This is a genomic window from Streptomyces sp. NPDC056503 (assembly GCF_042794995.1).
GTDB lineage: Bacteria > Actinomycetota > Actinomycetes > Streptomycetales > Streptomycetaceae > Streptomyces.
Genome location: NZ_JBHTST010000031.1, coordinates 46133 through 65479 on the forward strand (window position 1 = coordinate 46133; position 19347 = coordinate 65479).

Consider the following 19347-nt stretch of genomic DNA (forward strand, 5'->3'; position numbering starts at 1 on the left):
GGCGGGGCTGACGCCTCCGGCGGCCGGGTACGTGCCGATGCCCCGGCGGGCGACCCGCCGGGGCATCGGTGCCGGGGCGTCCGTCGCCTGTACGGTCAGGAGCCCGTCGCCACGCGTCCGAGCCAGATCCAGCCATGGGTGCTGGCCGTGTCGCCGCCGTTCCAGGCGTAGACCTCGGCGCTGTTCCCCGCGCCCGCCAGGACGTAGTCCGCGTGACCGTCCCCGGTGAAGTCACCGAGCTGGACGCGCGTGTGGTCGGTCGTCGCGCCGGTGGCGACCTGGCCGACGGGCTCCCAGCCGTGTCCGGGGTCGCCGCCCCGGTTGAGGTGGGCGTCGACATGACCGTCGGGCCAGATGATCTGGTAGTCGGCCTTGCCGTCGCCGTCGAAGTCGGCGAACCGGACCCGGGACCGGTCCCCGTTCACGCCGGTCGCGATCCGGCCCATCCACTGCCAGCCGCCGCCGATGTCCCCACCGCGGTTGAGGTGGGCGAACACCTGCCCGCCGTCGTCGAAGTTGAGGTAGTCGCTGCGGCCGTCTCCGTCGAAGTCCGCGAACCGGACCTTGGACGGATCATTGGTGATGCCCGTGGCCACCTGTCCCAGGTTCTGCCAGCCGCCGCCCGGGTCACCGCCGTGGTTCAGGTAGACCACGACCGACCCGTTGGGGTTGATCATCAGGTAGTCGGCCTTGCCGTCGCCGTCGAAGTCGGCGAACCGGACCCGGGACCGGTCGGTGGTCAGACCGGTCGCGACGCGGCCGAGGTACTGCCAGCCGCCACCGGTGTCGCCGCCGTGGTTGAGCCAGGCGGCGACGTTCCCGTTGTCCGCGACGGTGAGGTAGTCCAGCTTGCCGTCGCCGTCGAAGTCGGCCCACCGCACCCGGTCGCCGCTGTTGCCCACCTCGTTCGCCGCGACGGGTGTCCGCGCGCGCTTCCCGTCGATGGCGAAGTCGGCGCCGAAGGCGCGCCCGTCCGCGCCGGGCACGATGCCCGGCCAGCCCATGACGGTGTCGTCGGCCTTGCGCGCCCAGAGGTCGGGCAGCTCGTCGCCGCTGATGTCGCCGACCGACCCGACGGTGGGGTATTCGGCGAGGGTGATGCCGTAGCCGATCCTGACGCGGCCGGCGGTCCCCCAGGTCGCGGGGTCGAGGCGCCCGTTGCCGCCCTTGCTGCCGTAACTCCGGTAGATGTCGCCGGTGGCGTCCTCGCGCAGCCACAGGTCGGAAACGCCGTCGCCGTTCACGTCGCCGGGGACGATGACGGTGAACCGGTCCCAGTCCCCGTTGCCGACCAGCACCGGGCCGCCGTCGTTGTCGAGCGTCTTGGTGGCGCGGTTGCCGTAGTAGGCCCACAGCTGCCGGCCCTGCTTGACCAGCAGGTCGGGGACGCCGTCCCCGTTCATGTCCCCCGGTGCCACGATCTGCTCGGCGTCGGACCAGTGGTCGTCGCCGCTCCAGTCGTCGCCGAAGTCGCAGCCGAGGTCGGGGTCCTTCGCCGGGCAGGCGACGGTCAGCTCGACGCTGCCGTCGCTGATCGTGCCCTGCCCGTTGTTCGGGTAGACGAACAGCTTCTTGCGCTTGTCGTTCGCGACGTACTGGAGGGAGACGAGGTCGTTGTAGCCGTCTTGTCCCCAGTCCCCGGACGCCGTCACCTGCGCGCCGTCGAAGGTCATGCCGCCGTTGCCGGCCGGGGAGAAGGTGCTGCCGCCCTGACCGGCGTAGGTGACGAGGCGGCCCTCGCCGTCCGCGCTCCAGATGTCCCGGTTGCCGTCCCCGTTCAGGTCACCGGGGCCGTCCCGGTCCTGCGAACGGGTCGCGTAGTAGAGGTACGTGGCGAGGTCGGAGCGGTTGCCCGCGGTGTCGACGCTGTACGCGTACACGTAGTGGGGACCGTATCCCGGCGGGGTGATCGACACGCCGCCGCCGGGAGCCACCGAGCGGGTGCGCGGATCGAAGTCCGTGGACCAGCGGATCTCCTTGACGTCCGGCACGCCGTTGGCGTCGAAGGTGAAGGTGCCCGCTGTGCGCGCCCGGCCCGTGGTGGCCGGCCAGCCCTTGTCGCCGTTCGGGAAGGTGGTGGAGTCGATCACTGGCTGCCGGTCGGGCCGGGTACGGTCCACGGAGAACGCGCAGGTCTCCGACCAGTCGGAGGTCAGCCCGTCGCCGTCCACGGCCCGGACCCGCCAGCGGTAGTCGCCGGTGGGGAGCGCGGCGTCGGGCACGGACCAGGTCGCCACCCGGCCGCGGTTCGCGGAGACGGACGTCGTGGCGGACGGCGTGCCCGAACCGGCCGGGAACACCTGGAATTCGGCGTTCAGGTTGCCGGCGTCGGGATCGTCCACGAGGGCGTACACCGAGACCCGGGTGTTGCCGAGCAGCCCGCCGTTCGCGCACGGGGTGGCGGGGTTCGTGCCCAGGCCGGAGGGGGTGCGCGGCGGATTGTTGTACGCGGTCTCCAGCGTCGCCGTCTTGGGGTCGAGGCGCTTCCAGCCGAAGGTGTCGCTCTCGTTGGAGGCGTAGAGCCCCAGGTTCACGCTCGCCCAGTTGCCCGCCGCCGCCTGGCGCGCGAGGGCGGTCGCGTCGAACTCCAGGTCGCCCGCCGCGCACGTCGAGCTCCAGCCCTTGGAGTCGTCGACCGTGTCGAGCCGGGAGACGCGGGCGGGCTGGTTGTTCCAGGTGGTGGCGGAGGATATCGAGCCGGTGCTCCACAGCTCCACCGGGCGGTCCTGGCAGGACCAGGACCAGGTGTTGCGGATGCGGAACGTCGATTTCTGTACCTGCGCGCCCCTGATGCCGGACGTGTCCATCTGGAAGAACGAGCGGGACAGGCCGTTGGTCTGGGCCTCGTACCCGACCCGGACGTCGTCCTTGCTGTTCCAGTAGGAGGTGTTCGGGTACTTCTTGTACGCCCGGGTCCAGTTCTGGCGCTTGCCCCACGCCCACGACGGGTCGATGAACACCGGGTAGCGCGTCGACACGCCGGTCAGCAGTTCCTAATCGGGCGTGATCTGGAGCGAGCCGCCCGCGACCGTGGTGTCCATGTGGGCGTCCCGCGCACCCGCCTGCGGGGTGAACAGGTCTCCCGGTGCCGCAGGTTCCTCCTCGGCACCCTCGGCGGTCGTGGCCGCTATCGCCGGACCGGACGCGAGCGACCGCGCGGCGAGCGCCCCCGTACCGCCGTCCGAGGAGACGGTCGTCGAGTCCCACATCAGCGGCGACGGGCTGGTGAACACCGTCTGGCCGGCCGGGTTGACGGCGGTCAGGGCGCCGGTCTCGGCGTCCGCCGACACGGTGAGGCCGACCGTGTCCAGCTTGAACTTCAGGGTGGCGAGGGCCGGGTTCCGCGCGGCCTCCGCGGTCTTGACGACGAGGAGCTGGGAGAAGCCCTCCACCTCCGCCTTCAACTGGAGGTCCACGCCCGGCAGTACGTCCGCGTAGGTGGCGACATTGGCGTCCAGGGTCGGGCGCGGCAGGGCGGCCGGCCACGACAGGGACAGGGTGCGTCCGTCCTTGACGCCGCTGAGCAGCGGCATGGTGCCGCCGCCGGAGAACCTCACCGAGACCGTCGTCGCCTTGGCGGCCACCGCCCCGTCCGCGGTGAACTCCAGGGTCGGGTCCGTCGACACCCACCGGCCGTCGCGCAGCACCCGGACCGGGGTGCCGTAGCGCTTCACCGTCCACGAGCCGGCCGGCTGGGCCCAGGTGTCCGAGGACTCCGTGCGGGCCGAGACGAGTTCGTACGGCAGGCCCGTCTCCTTCGCCCGCTTCAGGGCGAAGTCCTCCTCGCTCATCGAGCCGTCGGCGACGGGGTCGGGTTCGACCCAGGCGGCCGCGGCGGGTACCGCCGTGACCGCCGTCAGGACGCCGGCGCTCACGCCGACGGCGAGGACGAGCGCCAACGCCCGGTCGAGCGCCCGTCTGTGCCGGTGGGTCCGGCGGGATCCGTGATGGTGCATTCGTGCTCCTCGGTTCGTTACCGAGGCGGGACTCTACCCAGGTCAGCGCGGTGCGCCAGGTGGTTCACCCAGTGTTTCCGGGCGTCTGACGATCCCTCTTTTCCGTTGCCGGAAAAGGTCGATCTCCGTTCCAGAACGGCTGTTACGGTACCCCGATCATTCCATGATTCTTTGAAAGGTACATGGTGAGACAAACCATCGGGCGAGGGCTGGCAGCCTCGCTCACCGCGATCGTGCTCGTGGGGATGCTGCCAGCGTCCTCCATAGCCGACGTGAACAGACACGGCGGGCTCTCCCTGCCCGAACTCCATCAACCGAAGCCCGTTCCGGTCGCCCCCATGGCGGTGGGAGGCACCACACGCAAGGACGACGCTGCGGCGCATCCCTGGAAGGGCGCGCCCCCTGTCACGTGGCCCGCCCCGGGACACACCACGCTCGACCTCGGCGCCGTCCCGGCCGGAGCGCGCCGCTCGGCCACCGGCAAGCCGGGGTCACTGCCCGTCACGGTGACGAGCACCGGCGCCGCGCCCGACGCCCGGTCCCGGAGCGCCCTCGCAACGAAGCCCGGGACGACGGAGCCCGCGGCGACCCGGATCGACGTGACCGTCGCCGACCGGGCGGCCACGCGCAGGGCCGGAGTCGACGGCGTCCTGCTCTCGGTACGCCCCGCGGACGGCTCCACCGGCTCCACCGCCTCCGGGCGGTCCGAAGTCTCCGTCGACTACGCGGCGTTCAAGGGCGCCTACGGCGGCGACTGGGCGGCGCGGCTGCGCCTCGTCGAGCTGCCCGGCTGTGCGCTGACCACGCCCGAACGCGCGGAGTGCCAGCGCCGTCGGCCGCTCGCCGGCCGCAACGACACGGAGAAGCTGCGGGTCTCGGCCGAGCTCCCCGCCGCTTCCGGCGCGGGTGCCCCCAGCGGCGCGGCGTCGGCCCGTACGGCCGCGTTCTCGTCGGGTGGCGCGATCGTGCTCGCCCTGACCGCGGGCGCGGGCGGCTCCTCCGGTGACTACAAGGCCAGCCCCCTGCAGGCGTCGGGTTCCTGGAGCGCCGGCGGCTCCACCGGGGCCCTCAGCTGGAACTACCCGGTCAAGGTCCCGTCCGTGCCGGGCGGTCTCGTCCCGGGCATCGCTCTCGGCTACAACTCGCAGTCGGTGGACGGGCGTACGGCGGCCTCCAACAACCAGCCCGGCTGGCTCGGTGACGGGTGGTCGTACGAACCCGGCTTCATCGAGCGCCGTTACATCGGCTGTGAAGACGACAAGGTCGACGGCACCAACACCGCCAAGCGCTTCGACCAGTGTTGGTTCGGCGACAACGCCATTTTGAACCTGGGTGGCAAGTCCACCGAGCTCGTGTACGAGCCCGGCAAGGGCTGGCACCCAGAGGCGGACTCGGGCGAGAAGGTCGAGCGGCTGACCGGGGCTGCGAACGGCGACAACGATGGTGAGCATTGGAAGGTCACGACGCCCGACGGCACCCAGTACTTCTTCGGTCTGAACCGGCTCCCGGGCTGGAACGGCCACGGCGAGGCGGCGGACGACCCCGTCACCAACTCCGCCTGGACGACGCCCGTCTTCGGCAACCAGCCGGGCGAGCCCTGCTACAACGCCAGCTTCCCCGCGGGCTGGTGCCAGCAGGCCTGGCGCTGGCAGCTCGACTACGTCGTGGACTCCCACGGCAACGCCATGGCGTACTACTGGAACACCGAGACGAACAACTACGCCCGCGCCTTCGACTCGACCACGGGCAAGGGGACGCCGACCCCGTACGTGCGCGGCGGCTGGCTCGACCACATCGACTACGGTCTGCGCGGCGACGCCGTCTACACCGGCAAGGCGATGGGCCGGGTCGAGTTCGGCGTCTCCGAGCGTTGCCTCACAGGGTGTGGCACCTTCGACGAGACCAACGCCAGGAACTGGCCCGACACCCCGTTCGACCAGTACTGCGAGAACGGTGACGACTGCACGGACCGCTTCGCCCCGACGTACTGGTCCCGCAAGCGTCTGACGACGATCACCGCCAAGGTCCTCACCGGTGGCGTGCACAAGGACGTCGACGTCTGGGCCCTGGACCAGGACTTCCCCCCTTCCGGTGACGGAATCTCCACTCCGATGTGGCTGAAGTCCATCACGCACACCGGCAAGGTCGGCGGCGGTCTCACACTGCATCCTGTGACGTTCGCGGGCGAGCAGCGCGCCAACCGGGTCGACAAGACAGGTGACGGTCTCGCGGCGTTCGTCAGGCTGCGGATGTACCAGATCACCACGGAGTCCGGCGGAACCATCGGCGCGTACTACTCGCAGCCGGACTGCACCGCGAGCTCCCTGCCCCCTGCGGACGCTTCCAACGCCACGCGCTGCTTCCCGGTGAAGTGGGCGTACGAGGGCGAGACGGCGAAGCAGGACTGGTTCAACAGCTACGTGGTCACACAAGTCGTGGAGGGTGACAACCTCCTCACGACGCCCGACACGGTGACCTCGTACGCCTATCTGGACGGCGCCGCCTGGGCGAAGAGCACCGACGAGTTCACCAAGGCGGAGGACCGTACCTACTCCGTCCCACGCGGCTACGGCCGGGTGCAGACCCGCACCGGCGCGGCCCTCGACCCGAAGACCCTCACCGAGACCCGGTACTTCCGCGGGATCGACGGGGCCCAGGTCGCCGACTACGCCGGCCGGACGGCCACCGACCGCGAGCAGTTCGCGGGAATGCCGCGGGCGTCCGCCGTCTTCGACGGCGACGACACGAGCAAGCTGCTCTCCGCGACCGCCACGACCCCCTGGCGCTCCGAGCCGACGGCTACCCGCGCCCGGACCGGTCTGCCGGATCTTCAGGCGTACCACACGGGGGCCGAGAAGGAGGAGTCGCTCACGACCGTCTCCGGCGGCACCCGCACGGCCGCGCTGACGCGCCGCTTCGACTCCTACGGCATGGTCGACCAGACGTCCGACCTCGGTGACGTGGACAAGACGGGCGACGAGTCCTGCACGACGGCGTACTACGCCCGGAACACGGCCGCGTGGATCGTCGACCGGGTGTACCGCACGGAGGTGGTCGCCGGGGCGTGCGACGGCGCGATCAGCCGGCCCTCCGACGTCATCTCCGACAACCGCAGCTACTTCGACGGCGCGACCGACCCCGCCACCGCCCCCACCAAGGGCGATGTCACCCGCCTTGAGTCGATCAACGGCAGCGGCACCGGATACGAGGTCACCAACACCACCCCGGTGGGCGACTTCGACGTCTACGGCCGCCCGCTGAGCACGACGGACGTGTACGGCAAGAAGAGCACGACGTCCTTCACCCCGGCCGTCGGCGAGGTGCCCACCACTACGGTGACCACCAACCCGCTGGGCCACCAGATCACCACGGTCTCCGACCCGCTGCGCGCACAGCCACTCACCGTCACCGACGCGAACAACCGGGTCACCACGACGGCGTACGACCCCCTCGGCCGGGTCGTCAAGATCTGGACCCCGACCCGGCCGGCCGCCACCTACCCGACGTCGCCGACGTACGCCTTCGCCTACACCGTCCGCAACGACGGCCCCAACGTGGTCGCGACGAGCACCCTCGACCACAACTCGGTCTACCGCACGGCCTACGCCTTCTTCGACGGCCTGCTGCGCTCACGGCAGACCCAGACCCCGTCACCCGACGGAGCTGGGCGGCTCGTCCGGGAGAGCTTCTACGACACTCGCGGCCTGGTCTGGCGCGACTCCGGCACCTTCTTCGCCACCGGATCGGCCGAGCCTGTCCTGGCCACCGGCGAGGAGCTGAACTACCCGGCCTCCACCGACACCCTGTACGACGGGGCGGGGCGGGTCACCGATGTCGTCTCCCGCCGGTTCGGGGACGAGACCAAGCGGGTCACCACCGTCTACACCGGTGACACCACCACGGTCGTCCCGCCGCGCGGCGGGACTGCCACGACGACGCTGACGGATGCCAAGGGCCGCACCACTGAGATCCGGACGTACACCGATGCGGCCCGGACTGCGTTCCTGACCACCCGGTACGCCTACGACAAGCGCGGCTTCCTCGCACGGGTCACCGACCCCTCGGGAGCCGCGTGGAGCTACGGCTACGACGTCCGCGGCCGGCAGGTCCACGTCGACGACCCTGACAAGGGTGTCACCGACACCACCTTCGACCGGGGCGACCGGGCCACCGACGTCACCAAGGCCGGCGGCGTCACGCTGCACAGCGACTTCGACGACCTGGGCCGTCAGACCGCGCTCAAGCAGGGCACCACCACCCTGGCGACGTGGACGTACGACACCGCCACCGGCGGCAAGGGCAAGCCGGCCAAGTCCACCCGGTGGATCGACGGCCTGGCGTACGAGGAATCCGTCGTCAACTACAACGGGGCCTACAGCCCGGTCGGCACCCAGGTCACCATCCCGGTGTCCACGGAGAACGGCGCGCTGGCCGGCACCTACAAGTGGACCACCAGCTACAACATCAACACCAACCAGGTGATGTGGGTCCAACAGCCCGCCATGGGCGGACTGCCGTCGGAGAAGCTGGTCAACACCTACACCGCGGCCGGCGGCCTGCCGAACACCATCGGCGCGGGCACCGACCCGCTGGTCTCCGCGATGACGTACGACCACTACGGCCGGGCGACACGGACCGAGTACGGCGAGTTCGCGAAGCACCTGTGGTCCTCGTTCGAGTACGACGAGCACACCGGCGACCTGACCCGGGCGGTCACCGACCGGGAGCTGGCGCCGCAGCGCATCGACGACACCCGCTACGCCTACGACCCGACCGGCAACATCACCTCGGTGAAGACCGTGTCGGGCCAGGACGCGCAGCAGGTGACGGACACCCAGTGCTTCACCCTCGACGCCCTGCGCCAGATCACCGAGGCGTGGACTGCGGCGTCGGCCGCCCCGGACGGCTGCGCCACCGGCCCGTCGGCCTCGACGGTGGGCGGACCGGATGCGTACTGGACGACGTACTCCTACGGCGTCACGGGAAACCGGACGAGCGAGGTCCAGCACGCGACGGCGTCCGGTCCCACGGGTGACATCACCCGGACCTACGGGGCGCCGGCCACCGGCAAGCACAGTCTGCCGTCCGTCAGCCAGACCGGGCCCGGCGGGAACGTCACGGAGGAATACGGCTACGACGCCGGCGGGCGCACGGTCAGCCGCACGATCGGCACGGCCGCCGAACAGAAGCTGGAGTGGGACGCCGAGGGCCGTCTGGCCAAGACCACCCAGGGCTCCACGGTAACGAGCTACCGGTACGACGCGGCCGGGTCCCGGCTGTTCCGCACCGACTCCACCGGCACCACCCTCTACCTGCCCGGCGGCAACGAGCTGAGGAAGGGCGGCGAGGGCAACGTCACCGGCACCCGCTACTACTCCGCCGGCGGCACCACGATCGCGCTGCGGACGGGCGGGAAGCTGACCTTCCTGCTCGCCGACCACCACGGCACCGGCACGACCCAGGTCGACGCCGCCACGCAGACGATCGTGCGCCGCAAGACGGGCATCTTCGGCGGACCGCGCGGAGCGCAGCCCACCGTCTGGACCGGCGACCGCGGCTTCGTCGGTGGGACCAAGGACGCGGACACCGGGCTCACCCATCTCGGGGCGCGCGAGTACGACCCGGCCATCGGCCGGTTCGTCTCGGTCGACCCCATCATGGACCTGAACGATCCGCTGCAGCTCGACGGCTACGGGTACAGCCACAACAACCCGGTCACCCGCAGCGACCCGTCGGGGCTCTTCGACCCGGAGCTGAGGGCCTACTGCCAGGAGAATCCCGGCGATTGCGAGGGTGGGCGGCTCAAGCACATCAACGAGCGCAGGTCGCTCACCGCCGACGTGGACGGCAAGGGCGAGATCAGGACGGTCTATGACAGGCAGGGCGTCCCGCACCACATGACCAACAGAGCGGACGGGTCCGCCTCGAAGGTGTTCGACACCTTGAACGATGACCTGAAGCGGGCCGGGATGTACTACGACCAGAAGACGGGCAACGGCGTGCGGTACCTGCTCCAGGACGACGGACAGGCGGGTAAGACCACAGTGAGGAAGGGCGCGCCCGTCAAGGACGCCGACGGCAACGCCGTCCTGTCCGAGACCACCGCCGACTTCGTGAAGGTCACCTGGAAGAACGGGCAGATCGTCGGCGTCGAGACCGCCGACGCCACCGAGTCCACCCAGAGCGTCACCAAGAATCACGGATCGATCGACAAGAAGTTCACGAACCAGACCGGCACGGTCGTGTTCGTCGCCAAGGACATGGCCCAGGCGGAGGAGTACGCCGCCCACTACCAGAACAACCCGAACGTCCGGGTGATCTACCCCCAGGGTGACTTCGACTCACGGCGGGTCGCGCCTCCGGCACAGGCGACGACGCCGAAGCCAGGCCCGACGAAGCGGCCCAAGGGACCCAAGGTCAAGGTGAAGTTCCCCGGCATCGGGGCGCTCCTGACCGGGATTCAGGCACCCATCTACGTTCGGGACTACGGCTGGAAGCAAGGCGGGTGGGAGATGTTCAAGGACTCGGCTGACCCGTTCGGGTTCATGGACAGCCAGCCGGATCCGTTCTTCCCCAAGCCGCCGTCGACCATCTGCGACCCGACAGGGCCGTACTGCGCGTAGGCGACGGCCTACCAGGCAGCGTAGAGGCGGTGCGTCCGCGAGGGCGCACCGCCGCCGGGCCGGTCAGTGGCCGGGCCGGTCCGTCCGGGAGAGGACGCCGGTGATGGTGTCGGAGAACGGCTCGCGCCGTGTGCGCGGCAGCGGCACCTCAACCAGACGTCCGTCGACCAGCATCCACAGCCCGAAGCAGTCGTCGTCCTCGTCCCGAAGGAGGACCTGCACCGACCAGGGGGCCGGCCACGGCAGGGACTCCAGGTGTGCAAACAGGCCGCGCCAGTTGCTGCGGATGAACTGGACGACCCATGCGTAGCACTCGTCCGACGGAAGGCCCTCGTTCGCGAAGACGTTGTCGTCGACCCGGGTGAAGCTCTGGTGCCATTCCCGGCTCTCGTCGGGCCGGGTCAGCGGCTCCATCACCTCCTCGGCACGGCGCGCCAGGACGATGACCTCGGTGTATCTGCTCATGAAGGCAGTATCGCGTGTGGCGTCCGGCCCCGGAGAATCACATTCCCTCTCTCAACCCATCTACCGTCATCTGTCCACCGAACGCTGTGAATCGAACGAAGTGAGAAGAATGTCCGTCATACCGAGCAAGAGTCGTTGGAGACGGGTGCTCCGTGGCACCACTGTCCTCGCCGCGGTCCTTGGCATCGGCTGTACCGGAGCGCTCGTCCCCGTGGCGTCCGCCGTCCCGTCCGTGGTCACCGACCCCGGCGACGACGGCCGACTCAGCCCTGAGGACAAGGCGCTGCAGGCTGCGAAGGCCACGGGGCAGCCGGTCGAACTGACCACCGCCCGCACCGAGCTCTCCGACACCTGGGTGAACCCGGACGGAACGTTCTCCGTGAAGCGGTACGGGACCCCGGTGCGGATCCTGCGCGCGGGCGCCTGGGTCGTCACCGACCCCACCCTGGAGTTCGCCGCCGACGGATCGGTGCGCCCCCGGGCCACCTCGGTCCTGGTCTCGTTCTCCGGCGGAGGCACCGGCCCCATCCTCACGGGGGTCAAGGACGGCCGTACGCTGTCGCTGTCCTGGCCCACGGCCCTGCCCAAGCCCACCCTCGACGGCAACGTCGCGACCTACGCCGAGATGCTGCCCGGGGTGGACCTCCAGCTGAAGGCGGAGGTCGAGGGCTTCTCCCAGCTGATCATCGTCAAGACGCCACAGGCGGCGGCCAACCCTGAGCTCGCCACGCTGAAGTACACGATGTCCACGGTCGGGGTGACGGTCTCCACGGACGCCGAGACCGGGGCCGTGACGGCGACCGACCCAGCCGGCCAGACGGTCTTCACCAGCCCGTCGCCCGTCATGTGGGACTCCACCACGGCAACGCCTCCGGCCCCCCTCGCCGAGACCGCCGCGCTCCCGCGTACGACCGCCGTCGCGGCGAGCGAGGATCCGGCCCCGGCCGCCGAGCCGGACAGCTCCTTCGAGCAGCCCGCAGGCGCGAAGGAGGCCGTGATGCCGACCACGGTCAGCGGCAACAGCCTCCAGATCACCCCCGACCAGGCCCTACTTAAGGCGCCCGACACGACCTACCCGGTCTACATCGACCCCTCGTGGGCCTGGGGTGGGCGGAACAACTGGACCCGCGTCTCCCAGAAGTACCCGCGCAAGAGCTACTGGAACGCCAACGAGGTGGCCCGCGTCGGCTACGAGGACGAGACCGGCGGCCTGTCGCGTTCGTTCTTCGAGATGGACACCTCGAACCTGCGCGGCGCCAAGGTCGCCTCCTCGACCTTCCGCATCAAGAACGTGTGGTCCTGGTCCTGTCAGGACCGGCCCGTGCAGCTGTGGCATACCAAGGGCATCAGCGCCAAGACCACCTGGAACAACCAGCCGGCGAAGGTCGACTGGCTGGCCAGCGTGAACCAGTCGAAGGGCTGGTCGTCCAGCTGCCCCGGCGGCAACCTGGAGTTCGACCTCACCTGGAAGATGCAGCGCGTCGCGGCCGCGGGTGAGAACAGCATCACCCTCGGCCTGTACGCGGCGAACGAGGGTGACACCTTCGGCTGGAAGAAGTTCGACCCGAAGACGGCTGTCCTGGAAACTGTCTTCAACAACCCGCCGAAGACCCCGACGGGCCTCGGGACCAATCCGCGGACGGACTGCGCGACGGGCGGTGTGATCGGCAACACGACCGTCAGCCTGTACGCGTTCGTCACGGACCCCAACGCGGGCAACCTGTCAGCCCAGTTCCAGGTCTACAAGGGCGGCGCCACGGTCGTCGACTCGTGGATCCCCGGCCTGCGGGACCGGGTGTCCACGCTGGTGGTACCGGACGCCCAGCTGCCCTCGGGTACGTACACCTGGCGCGTTCGCGCGTACGACCAGAGCGAGTACTCCGGCTGGAGCCAGACCTGCACCTTCACCGTCGACCGTACGCGGCCCGAGAAGGCCCCGAAGGTGGACTCGGCGGCCTTCCCCAACGGTGACGCGGGCTGGCCCTCGGTCACCGGCAGGGCGCGCACGCCCGGCTCCTTCACGCTCTCGGCCAACGAGGTCGGCGACGTGGTCCGGTACGGCTACTACACCGACTGGGACCCGGACGTGAAGACCGTCACGGTACCGGCGGGCGGGCAGGCCACCGTCGACCTCACACCGCCGGGCGTGGGCCCGCACTTCGTGTACGCCTTCAGCCAGGACCAGGCGGGCAACCGCTCCGACACCGCGACCTACCTCTTCTACGCGGGCCGCTCCCCGAGCAGGGACGAGGCCCACGACGTCAACGGCGACGGGCACCACGACGTCTGGAGCAAGGACTCGTTCGGCACGCTGGTGACGTACGCGGGCCAGGGCAACGCCGCCTTCTCCTCCGCCACGAACGGCGGGGTGAGCCTCGGCACCGCGCAGGCCGCGATCTCGGGCGACTGGGGACAGGACGGCTACAACGACCTGCTCACCCTGGAGCACGATCCGGTCGACGGGGTCGACAAGCTGTGGATGTACCCCAACAACGGGCTCGGACAGGTCCAGGGGGACAAGCCTGACAGGGTCACCGTCTTCTGCCCCCGTCAGGACCCGGACATGGGCTGCATGGAGGAAGGCACCGATCACTGGCAGGGCGCCTCGCAGATCCTCAGCCCCGGTGACCTGAACGGGGACGGCCAGCCCGATCTGCTCGTCAAGCAGGACAAGCGACTGTGGGCCTACTTCGGTGACCGGGCGACCCGCAGCCTGGACAACCTCGGCGCACCCGTCCTCGTGGGCGGGACCGACTGGGACAAGTACACGGTCATCGCACCTGGTGACCTCAACGGCGACGCGATCCCCGACCTGTGGCTGCGGGACCGGGCCACCGGCGACATCCTGCCCAGCTACGGCAAGAAGAGCGCGGAGGGCAGGGTCGTCGACCTGGCGACCTGGGGCGTCGTGCGCGGGGACCCCGTGGGCGCCGGCTTCACCGAGGCCGTGTATCCCCAGGTGGGGTCCGCCGGTGACCTGTCCGGTGACGGAGTGACCGACCTGTGGGCCCGTCAGGCCGACAACACCGTGGTCGGATCGTACGGGCATGCCGGGGACGGCAGCGTCAACTCGATCTCCGGGGAATTCCGGATCGATGGCGTCTCCGGTGCCCGGATCCCGCCCGGCACGACGCTGGCCTCCGGTCAGGCGTACACGAGCGGCGTGTCCAAGCTCGTCATGCAGACCGACGGGGATCTGGTCCTCTTCACACGCGACAAGCCCGTGTGGGCCACGCACACCGCCGGCCACCAGGGCGCCGTGGCCCGTATGCAGAACGACGGCAATCTCGTGGTCTACGCGGCTGGCGGCTCCACCGCCCTGTGGGAGAGCAGGACGGGCAACAAACCGGGCGGCTACGCGATCCTGCACGCCCGCGGCGTGCTGGTCCTCTACAACGCGGTCGGCCAGAGCCAGTGGACCAGCGGCTCCCAGAGCCGCCCCGACTACAACGCCGACGGCTACACCGACGTGCTCACGCGGGACGCCAACGGAGACATGTGGGTCCACCCCGGCACCGGCGGCACGGGCCAGAGCACGCTCGGCGGCCGCTACTTCATCGGCAACGGCTGGTGGCGCGACCACTGGACCGACGCCTACACGGCGGACGTCAACAACGACGCCCACACGGACATCGTCGGACGCGACAAGGACGGCCGTCTCGTCCTCTACCCGGGCACCGGCAGGACCGGCACCCAGACCGTGAGCAGCCCGGTCCTGCTCGGCACGGGCTGGAACATGTACGACACCCTCGGCTTCGGCGACCTCAACGGCGACGGCCGCACGGACGTCATCGGCCGCGACAGCGCCGGCGACCTGTGGGTCTACCCGCATGCCGGGGGCATCGGCACCCAGACCTTCGCCAGTCGCAGCTTCATCGGCAACGGCTGGTGGCCGGCGGCCTGGACCACGATCCGCTTCGCCGACCTCAACGGCGACCACAAGACCGACATCATGGGCCGCACCGACAAGGGAGACCTGTACGTCTACCCCAACACCACCGGCGCCAACGGCTCCATCACTTTCGGTACCCGGTTCTTCAACGGCAACGGCTGGTGGAACGGCTCCTGGACGCCCTACGCAACGGACCTCAACAGCGACGGCTCGGCGGAATCAGTAGGCCTGACGAACAACGGGGAGCTGTACGACTACCTCCCCACAGGCCGTGCCCTGATCGGCACGGGCTGGGGTTCCTTGGACCTGATCCTCTGACCTTCTCCCTACCGAAGGCGAACTGACGACGGCCCGGAGCGCTTGGCGCTCCGGGCCGTCGGGACTTTCGGCACCCCGCCGGCCGGGCCGGGTTCGCGACGGATTCCGTGATGATCCTGGTGATGGTGTCGAGGACCGTTTCCCGGCAGCGTGGTCGCCCTCGCCCTTCTTCTCTCTTTCCACCGCGCCGCCCTGACCGTTGTCGATCAGCGCCGCTGCTTCCGGGGCGAGGGTGCCGAAGCACAGGGGCTGCTGGGGCTGCTGGGGCTGCTGGGGCTGCTGGGGCTGCTGAGGGGGATGCCCCGGAGACTGTCCTCGCGGGCGGGGGCAGAAGCCGACACCGAGCGCCTGGACGGCGGCCTCGGGACCACCCCCGCAGACACAGACAAGGAGGTTCGGGGGCCTGGGTGAGGGGGCGGTTCAGCTCCCGCTCTCACTGCCCGTCAGTGAGAGCCTCCTTGAGGAAGGCGCCGCCCTGGCGGATGGCGGCCTTGGTGGGCGGAGCGGGGCGGCCGTGGCTTCGGCGAGTTCTCGATCGTCGTCCGTGTACTGCTGCCAGTACCAGTCCAGGGCCTTGGTGGTGAGGAGGTAGCCGGACCCGAAGTGACTCCGCGACGCGGTGTCGCAGTGTGGGGCGGTCGTGGGGTAGTAGAGCGGTTGCGCGCGCATGCGAGGGCCGCCGCGTTGCTTGGCCATAAGGGTGAGCGCTGTGGCCATGGTGGCGCCCGCGCAGTCGCCGGCCACCGCCAGTCTCCGACTGTCCAGTGCGAGGTCTGAGGCATTGTCGGTCAGCCAGGTCAGCACGGCGTACGACTCTTCGAGCGCTACAAGGAGTCCGTACGTCCCTGCTCGCCCCTACCCGAGTTCGCGCACGGCAGGCGGTGAGACGTCGAGCCGTGGAGGGTCGATCACGGTCGAGTGGTGGGGACGGGGACTCGTGCAACGACCGCCGGGGGCTCCCTGCCCGGCGGCGGCTACCGCGGCACCAGCTCGGTCACCGGGTGTCCGCGCCTGCGGGCGGCGCCTTTGCCGAGCTCCGTCCGACCGGCCTCGGCAGTGACGAACACCGCCGACGGCAGCGGGCTCGCGGCCGCGGCCGTCCGGGGCCGCGCCATGCAGGCGGGGCACGCCCTCCGCCCACGGGCACATCCGCAGCCGGGTGGTCGGCGGGTTCCGGCTCCTGCCATGGCTCCTGATGCTCCCCCGCCGAGCCCGGCGTCGTCGCCCGACACACGGCGCGAGCAGCTCACCTACGCGGCGCTGGACCAACGCTCCGTCTTCGTCGGCTTCACCCCGGCCCACGGGCCGAGACTGTGACGGCAGTCCTCGGCAGTCCTCGGCAGTGACCGCGAGGGCCCGGTGGAAGGGGGATGGAGACGGCCTCACCAGCCGCTCGAACTCCCGTATCCGGGACCCCGTGAACTTCTTCACCCCCACCGGATCAGCTCTCGACACCGCGTCCATACAGGAGAAATGCGGCCCTTCGACCGAGTCGGCCCGTCGGCCGACCGGAAACCCCGGGCACCCGCCCGGCTCCGAACCGCCTCGCCCGGTTCTCCCCGCCCGGGGCCGCGTTGGCGCGGACACGCGGGGGGACGTCATGATGGGGCCATGACGAACGGGGTGGGCAGCGGGACGGCGAACGGGCCGGTGGAGTGTCCCCGGTGCGGAGCGGCGGACACCGTGACGGTCGCCAACGCGACCGAGGGCAGCGGGTGCGCGCACTTCGCCGAGGGCACCGTGATCGCGCTCATGGCCGGGGCCGCGGGCAAGTACTACGCCGACGAGCGGAACTGGCCCTGGCTCACGGCAGTCGGTGCCGTCGTCGCGGTGCTCCTCTTCCTGGGCACGATCGCCGTCGTCCGAAGCGAGAACCGGGACGCGCGCAGGGCACGGAGCGCCGTGGACCGCGCCGCCGCGGCCGGCACCGACGCCACCCATTACTGCGCCGCGTGCGGAGAGGCGTCCTCCCCCCGGGACGCCGAAAACGCGTGATGATTGCACGACCCGGACCGGCCTCGAAGCGTGTTGCGGAAGACTGTGAAGCAGCCGTTTCCGCTGCATATGCGGGGTGTTGAGGGCTGAGCCGTTGTAGGTGGAGACGTTCACGGGTCTGCGGATGCGGCAGTTCGAGCGGCTGGTGAAGGTCGCGCGGGAACGGGGCGGGAACGGGCCCGGCTGCGGCATGCGAGAGCGTGACCTTTGCTGGCGATGACGTCTCCATCAACACCGGACGCGTCGCCCCGCACCGCATGACCCGGCCGTCACCCAACCAGGTCCTGAACTGCCCGAACGCGATCTTCCGCGACGCTCTTCAGGCCTCGCCCGCCGCCTCATCCTCCGCGTGGAGCCACGGTCGGACAGGGCACCTGCAAACTCGCCCGGGCCGCCCGTCGGACATGCGCGGTCGTCCTCCGGGACACCCCGGCTTGTTCGACTGGTGGACCTCGGAGGCGCCCCTCACCGTCATCACCGCGGCTCCCTGGTGTCATCCTCGCCCTCGCCACCCTGGCCCTGGTTCTTCCCCCGGGCGGCGGCTCGCAGGGAGACGGCCGGTCTGGTCGTCGAGCTGCCGGGCGGGGGGGGCGGTGGGGGTGACGGGTGCCTCGGGGATGTTGCGGGTGTGAGGCGGGGGGCGGATGGGAAGTGAAAGATCGTTCGATGGGAGAGTGTTCGTTCTGTGGGAGAAACCTTGAGTGTGTGCGTGATCGGTGCGGGGCTGTCGGGACTGGCGACCGCACACGCTCTGGCGGTCCAGGGGATCGATTTCGTCTGTCTCGAGCGGGCCGTCGATGTCGGCGGGATCTGGCGGCAGCCGGGGGCCGGTGAGCCGGGACCCGGGTACCAGTCGCTGCATCTGAACACCGCGAAGCAGCTCACGGGGTACACCGCGTTCCCGATGCCCGACGCGTACCCCCTCTATCCGCGGCACAGCGAGGTCGCGGCCTATCTGCGGTCCTTCGCCGATTGGGCGGGGGTGTCGGACCGCATCGAGTTCGGCGTCGAGGTCGTGTCGGTGCGGCAGGAGGACAACGACGCGTCGTGGACGGTCGTCAGCCGAGGGGCGGACGGGACGCTGGGGTCACGGCGGTTCGCTCATGTCGTCGTCGCCTCGGGGCACAACACGGTGCCGACGCTGCCGAAGCCCGCGCCGGCCGGTTCCGACGGGTTCGCCGGCAGGATTCTGCATTCCGTCGACTACCAGGACGGGGCCGACTTCGCCGGGCAGCGCGTCGTCGTCGTGGGTCTCGGCGCGTCGGCGGTGGACATCGCCACGGACCTCTCCCGGCACGCCGCGCGCACCGTGCTCTCGGTGCGTCGGGGGCTGCACATCGTTCCCAAGCAGCTCTACGGCATGTCGGTCGACGAGATGGCCGAGGTGTCGTGGTTCACCGCCATGTCCCTGCCCGAACAGGTCGACTTCGCCGAGAGGGCTTTGCAGGTCGCGCGGGGCAGACTGTCCGACTACGGCCTGCCCGAGCCGGACCACCCGCTCTTCTCCTCCCCCGTGACCATCTCGGACGAGATCCTCAGCCGGATACGCCACGGCGCGGTGCACCCCAGACCGGGGATCGACCACCTCGACGGCACGCGGGTGGTCTTCACCGACGGGACCTCGGAGGAGGCCGACGCGATCGTCTACTGCACCGGCTACCACATGGACTTCCCGTTCCTGCCCGAGGGATGCCCGGCCGGGCCGGGCGGGTCGGTCGAGCTGTACCGGCGGGTCGTCGCTCCCGGCCGCCCCGGTCTGTACTTCGTCGGCCTGGTCCGTCCGATGGGCGCGATCACGCGACTCGTGGAGGCCCAGACGCACTGGGTCGCGCGCATCATCGGTGGCGAGGTCGTCCTGCCGGGCGCGGACGTGATGCGCGAGGAGATCGACGCGTACCTGAGCGGCATCGCCAAGCGTTACGGCACGGCGGAGGGCGGCTCCTCCGTACAGGTCGACGTCGGTCCTTACCTCAAGGAGATGCGAGGGCTCCAGACCGTCTGAAGACGGGGCCGGGCTCCCGGGCCGGCCACGACGACGGGGCTCCCGGTGGATCACCACCGGGAGCCCCCTCGCAGGGGCGGTCGCTTATACACAAAA

Annotated in this window: 9 protein-coding genes and 1 pseudogene; 6 read left to right on the plus strand and 4 right to left on the minus strand. The window is 70.3% G+C overall.

All coding sequences use genetic code 11. The features are described from left to right. Positions 1-95 precede the first annotated feature (95 nt). Both ACFQ8C_RS12530 and ACFQ8C_RS12535 read right to left on the minus strand, forming a co-directional pair. Entirely contained in the window at positions 96-2978 is a 2883-nt protein-coding gene (locus tag ACFQ8C_RS12530; protein WP_383455479.1) for an FG-GAP-like repeat-containing protein, read from the minus strand. Between the two features lie 15 nt (positions 2979-2993). Beyond that, positions 2994-3956, minus strand: a complete 963-nt coding sequence (locus tag ACFQ8C_RS12535) for a hypothetical protein (RefSeq protein ID WP_383455482.1) — start codon at positions 3954-3956, stop codon at positions 2994-2996. Between the two features lie 272 nt (positions 3957-4228). Here ACFQ8C_RS12535 and ACFQ8C_RS12540 point away from each other — a divergent pair, with 272 nt between their 5' ends. Further along, on the plus strand, positions 4229-10579 hold the full coding sequence (locus ACFQ8C_RS12540) for an RHS repeat-associated core domain-containing protein (protein WP_383455485.1): 6351 nt from the start codon (positions 4229-4231) through the stop codon (positions 10577-10579). Between the two features lie 63 nt (positions 10580-10642). Here the strand turns inward: ACFQ8C_RS12540 and ACFQ8C_RS12545 are convergent, their stop codons facing one another. Then, positions 10643-11044, minus strand: coding sequence for a hypothetical protein (locus ACFQ8C_RS12545; RefSeq protein ID WP_383455488.1), 402 nt, complete (start codon positions 11042-11044; stop codon positions 10643-10645). A 145-nt stretch (positions 11045-11189) separates the two neighbouring features. On the opposite strand from ACFQ8C_RS12545, the gene ACFQ8C_RS12550 reads away from it, so the two are divergent. Further along, a complete protein-coding gene (locus ACFQ8C_RS12550; RefSeq protein WP_383455491.1) occupies positions 11190-15254 on the plus strand; it encodes an FG-GAP-like repeat-containing protein in 4065 nt (1354 codons plus the stop codon). A 420-nt stretch (positions 15255-15674) separates the two neighbouring features. Here ACFQ8C_RS12550 and ACFQ8C_RS12555 read toward each other — a convergent pair whose 3' ends face one another. Then, positions 15675-16058 (minus strand): alpha/beta hydrolase fold domain-containing protein, encoded by a 384-nt coding sequence (locus ACFQ8C_RS12555; protein WP_383455493.1) that lies wholly within the window; start codon positions 16056-16058, stop codon positions 15675-15677. Between the two features lie 381 nt (positions 16059-16439). On the opposite strand from ACFQ8C_RS12555, the gene ACFQ8C_RS12560 reads away from it, so the two are divergent. From ACFQ8C_RS12560 to ACFQ8C_RS12575, 4 genes and pseudogenes are all read left to right on the plus strand, one after another. After that, a complete protein-coding gene (locus ACFQ8C_RS12560; protein ID WP_383455495.1) occupies positions 16440-16571 on the plus strand; it encodes a hypothetical protein in 132 nt (43 codons plus the stop codon). 294 nt (positions 16572-16865) lie between these two features. Next, a complete protein-coding gene (locus ACFQ8C_RS12565; RefSeq protein ID WP_383455497.1) occupies positions 16866-17249 on the plus strand; it encodes a hypothetical protein in 384 nt (127 codons plus the stop codon). 100 nt (positions 17250-17349) lie between these two features. Next, positions 17350-17439, plus strand: a pseudogene (locus tag ACFQ8C_RS12570) (IS5/IS1182 family transposase); the annotation flags it as partial. A gap of 507 nt (positions 17440-17946) precedes the next feature. Then, a complete protein-coding gene (locus tag ACFQ8C_RS12575; RefSeq protein WP_383455500.1) occupies positions 17947-19251 on the plus strand; it encodes a flavin-containing monooxygenase in 1305 nt (434 codons plus the stop codon). The last annotated feature ends 96 nt before the right edge of the window (positions 19252-19347 follow it).

Coding starts and splice junctions, on each gene's coding strand:
- ACFQ8C_RS12545 (WP_383455488.1), bottom strand. CDS start 11,044: ATGAGCAGATACACCGAGGTCATCGTCCTGGCGCGCCGTGCCGAGGAG.
- ACFQ8C_RS12565 (WP_383455497.1), top strand. CDS start 16,866: ATGACGAACGGGGTGGGCAGCGGGACGGCGAACGGGCCGGTGGAGTGT.
- ACFQ8C_RS12560 (WP_383455495.1), top strand. CDS start 16,440: ATGGCTCCTGATGCTCCCCCGCCGAGCCCGGCGTCGTCGCCCGACACA.
- ACFQ8C_RS12535 (WP_383455482.1), bottom strand. CDS start 3,956: ATGCACCATCACGGATCCCGCCGGACCCACCGGCACAGACGGGCGCTC.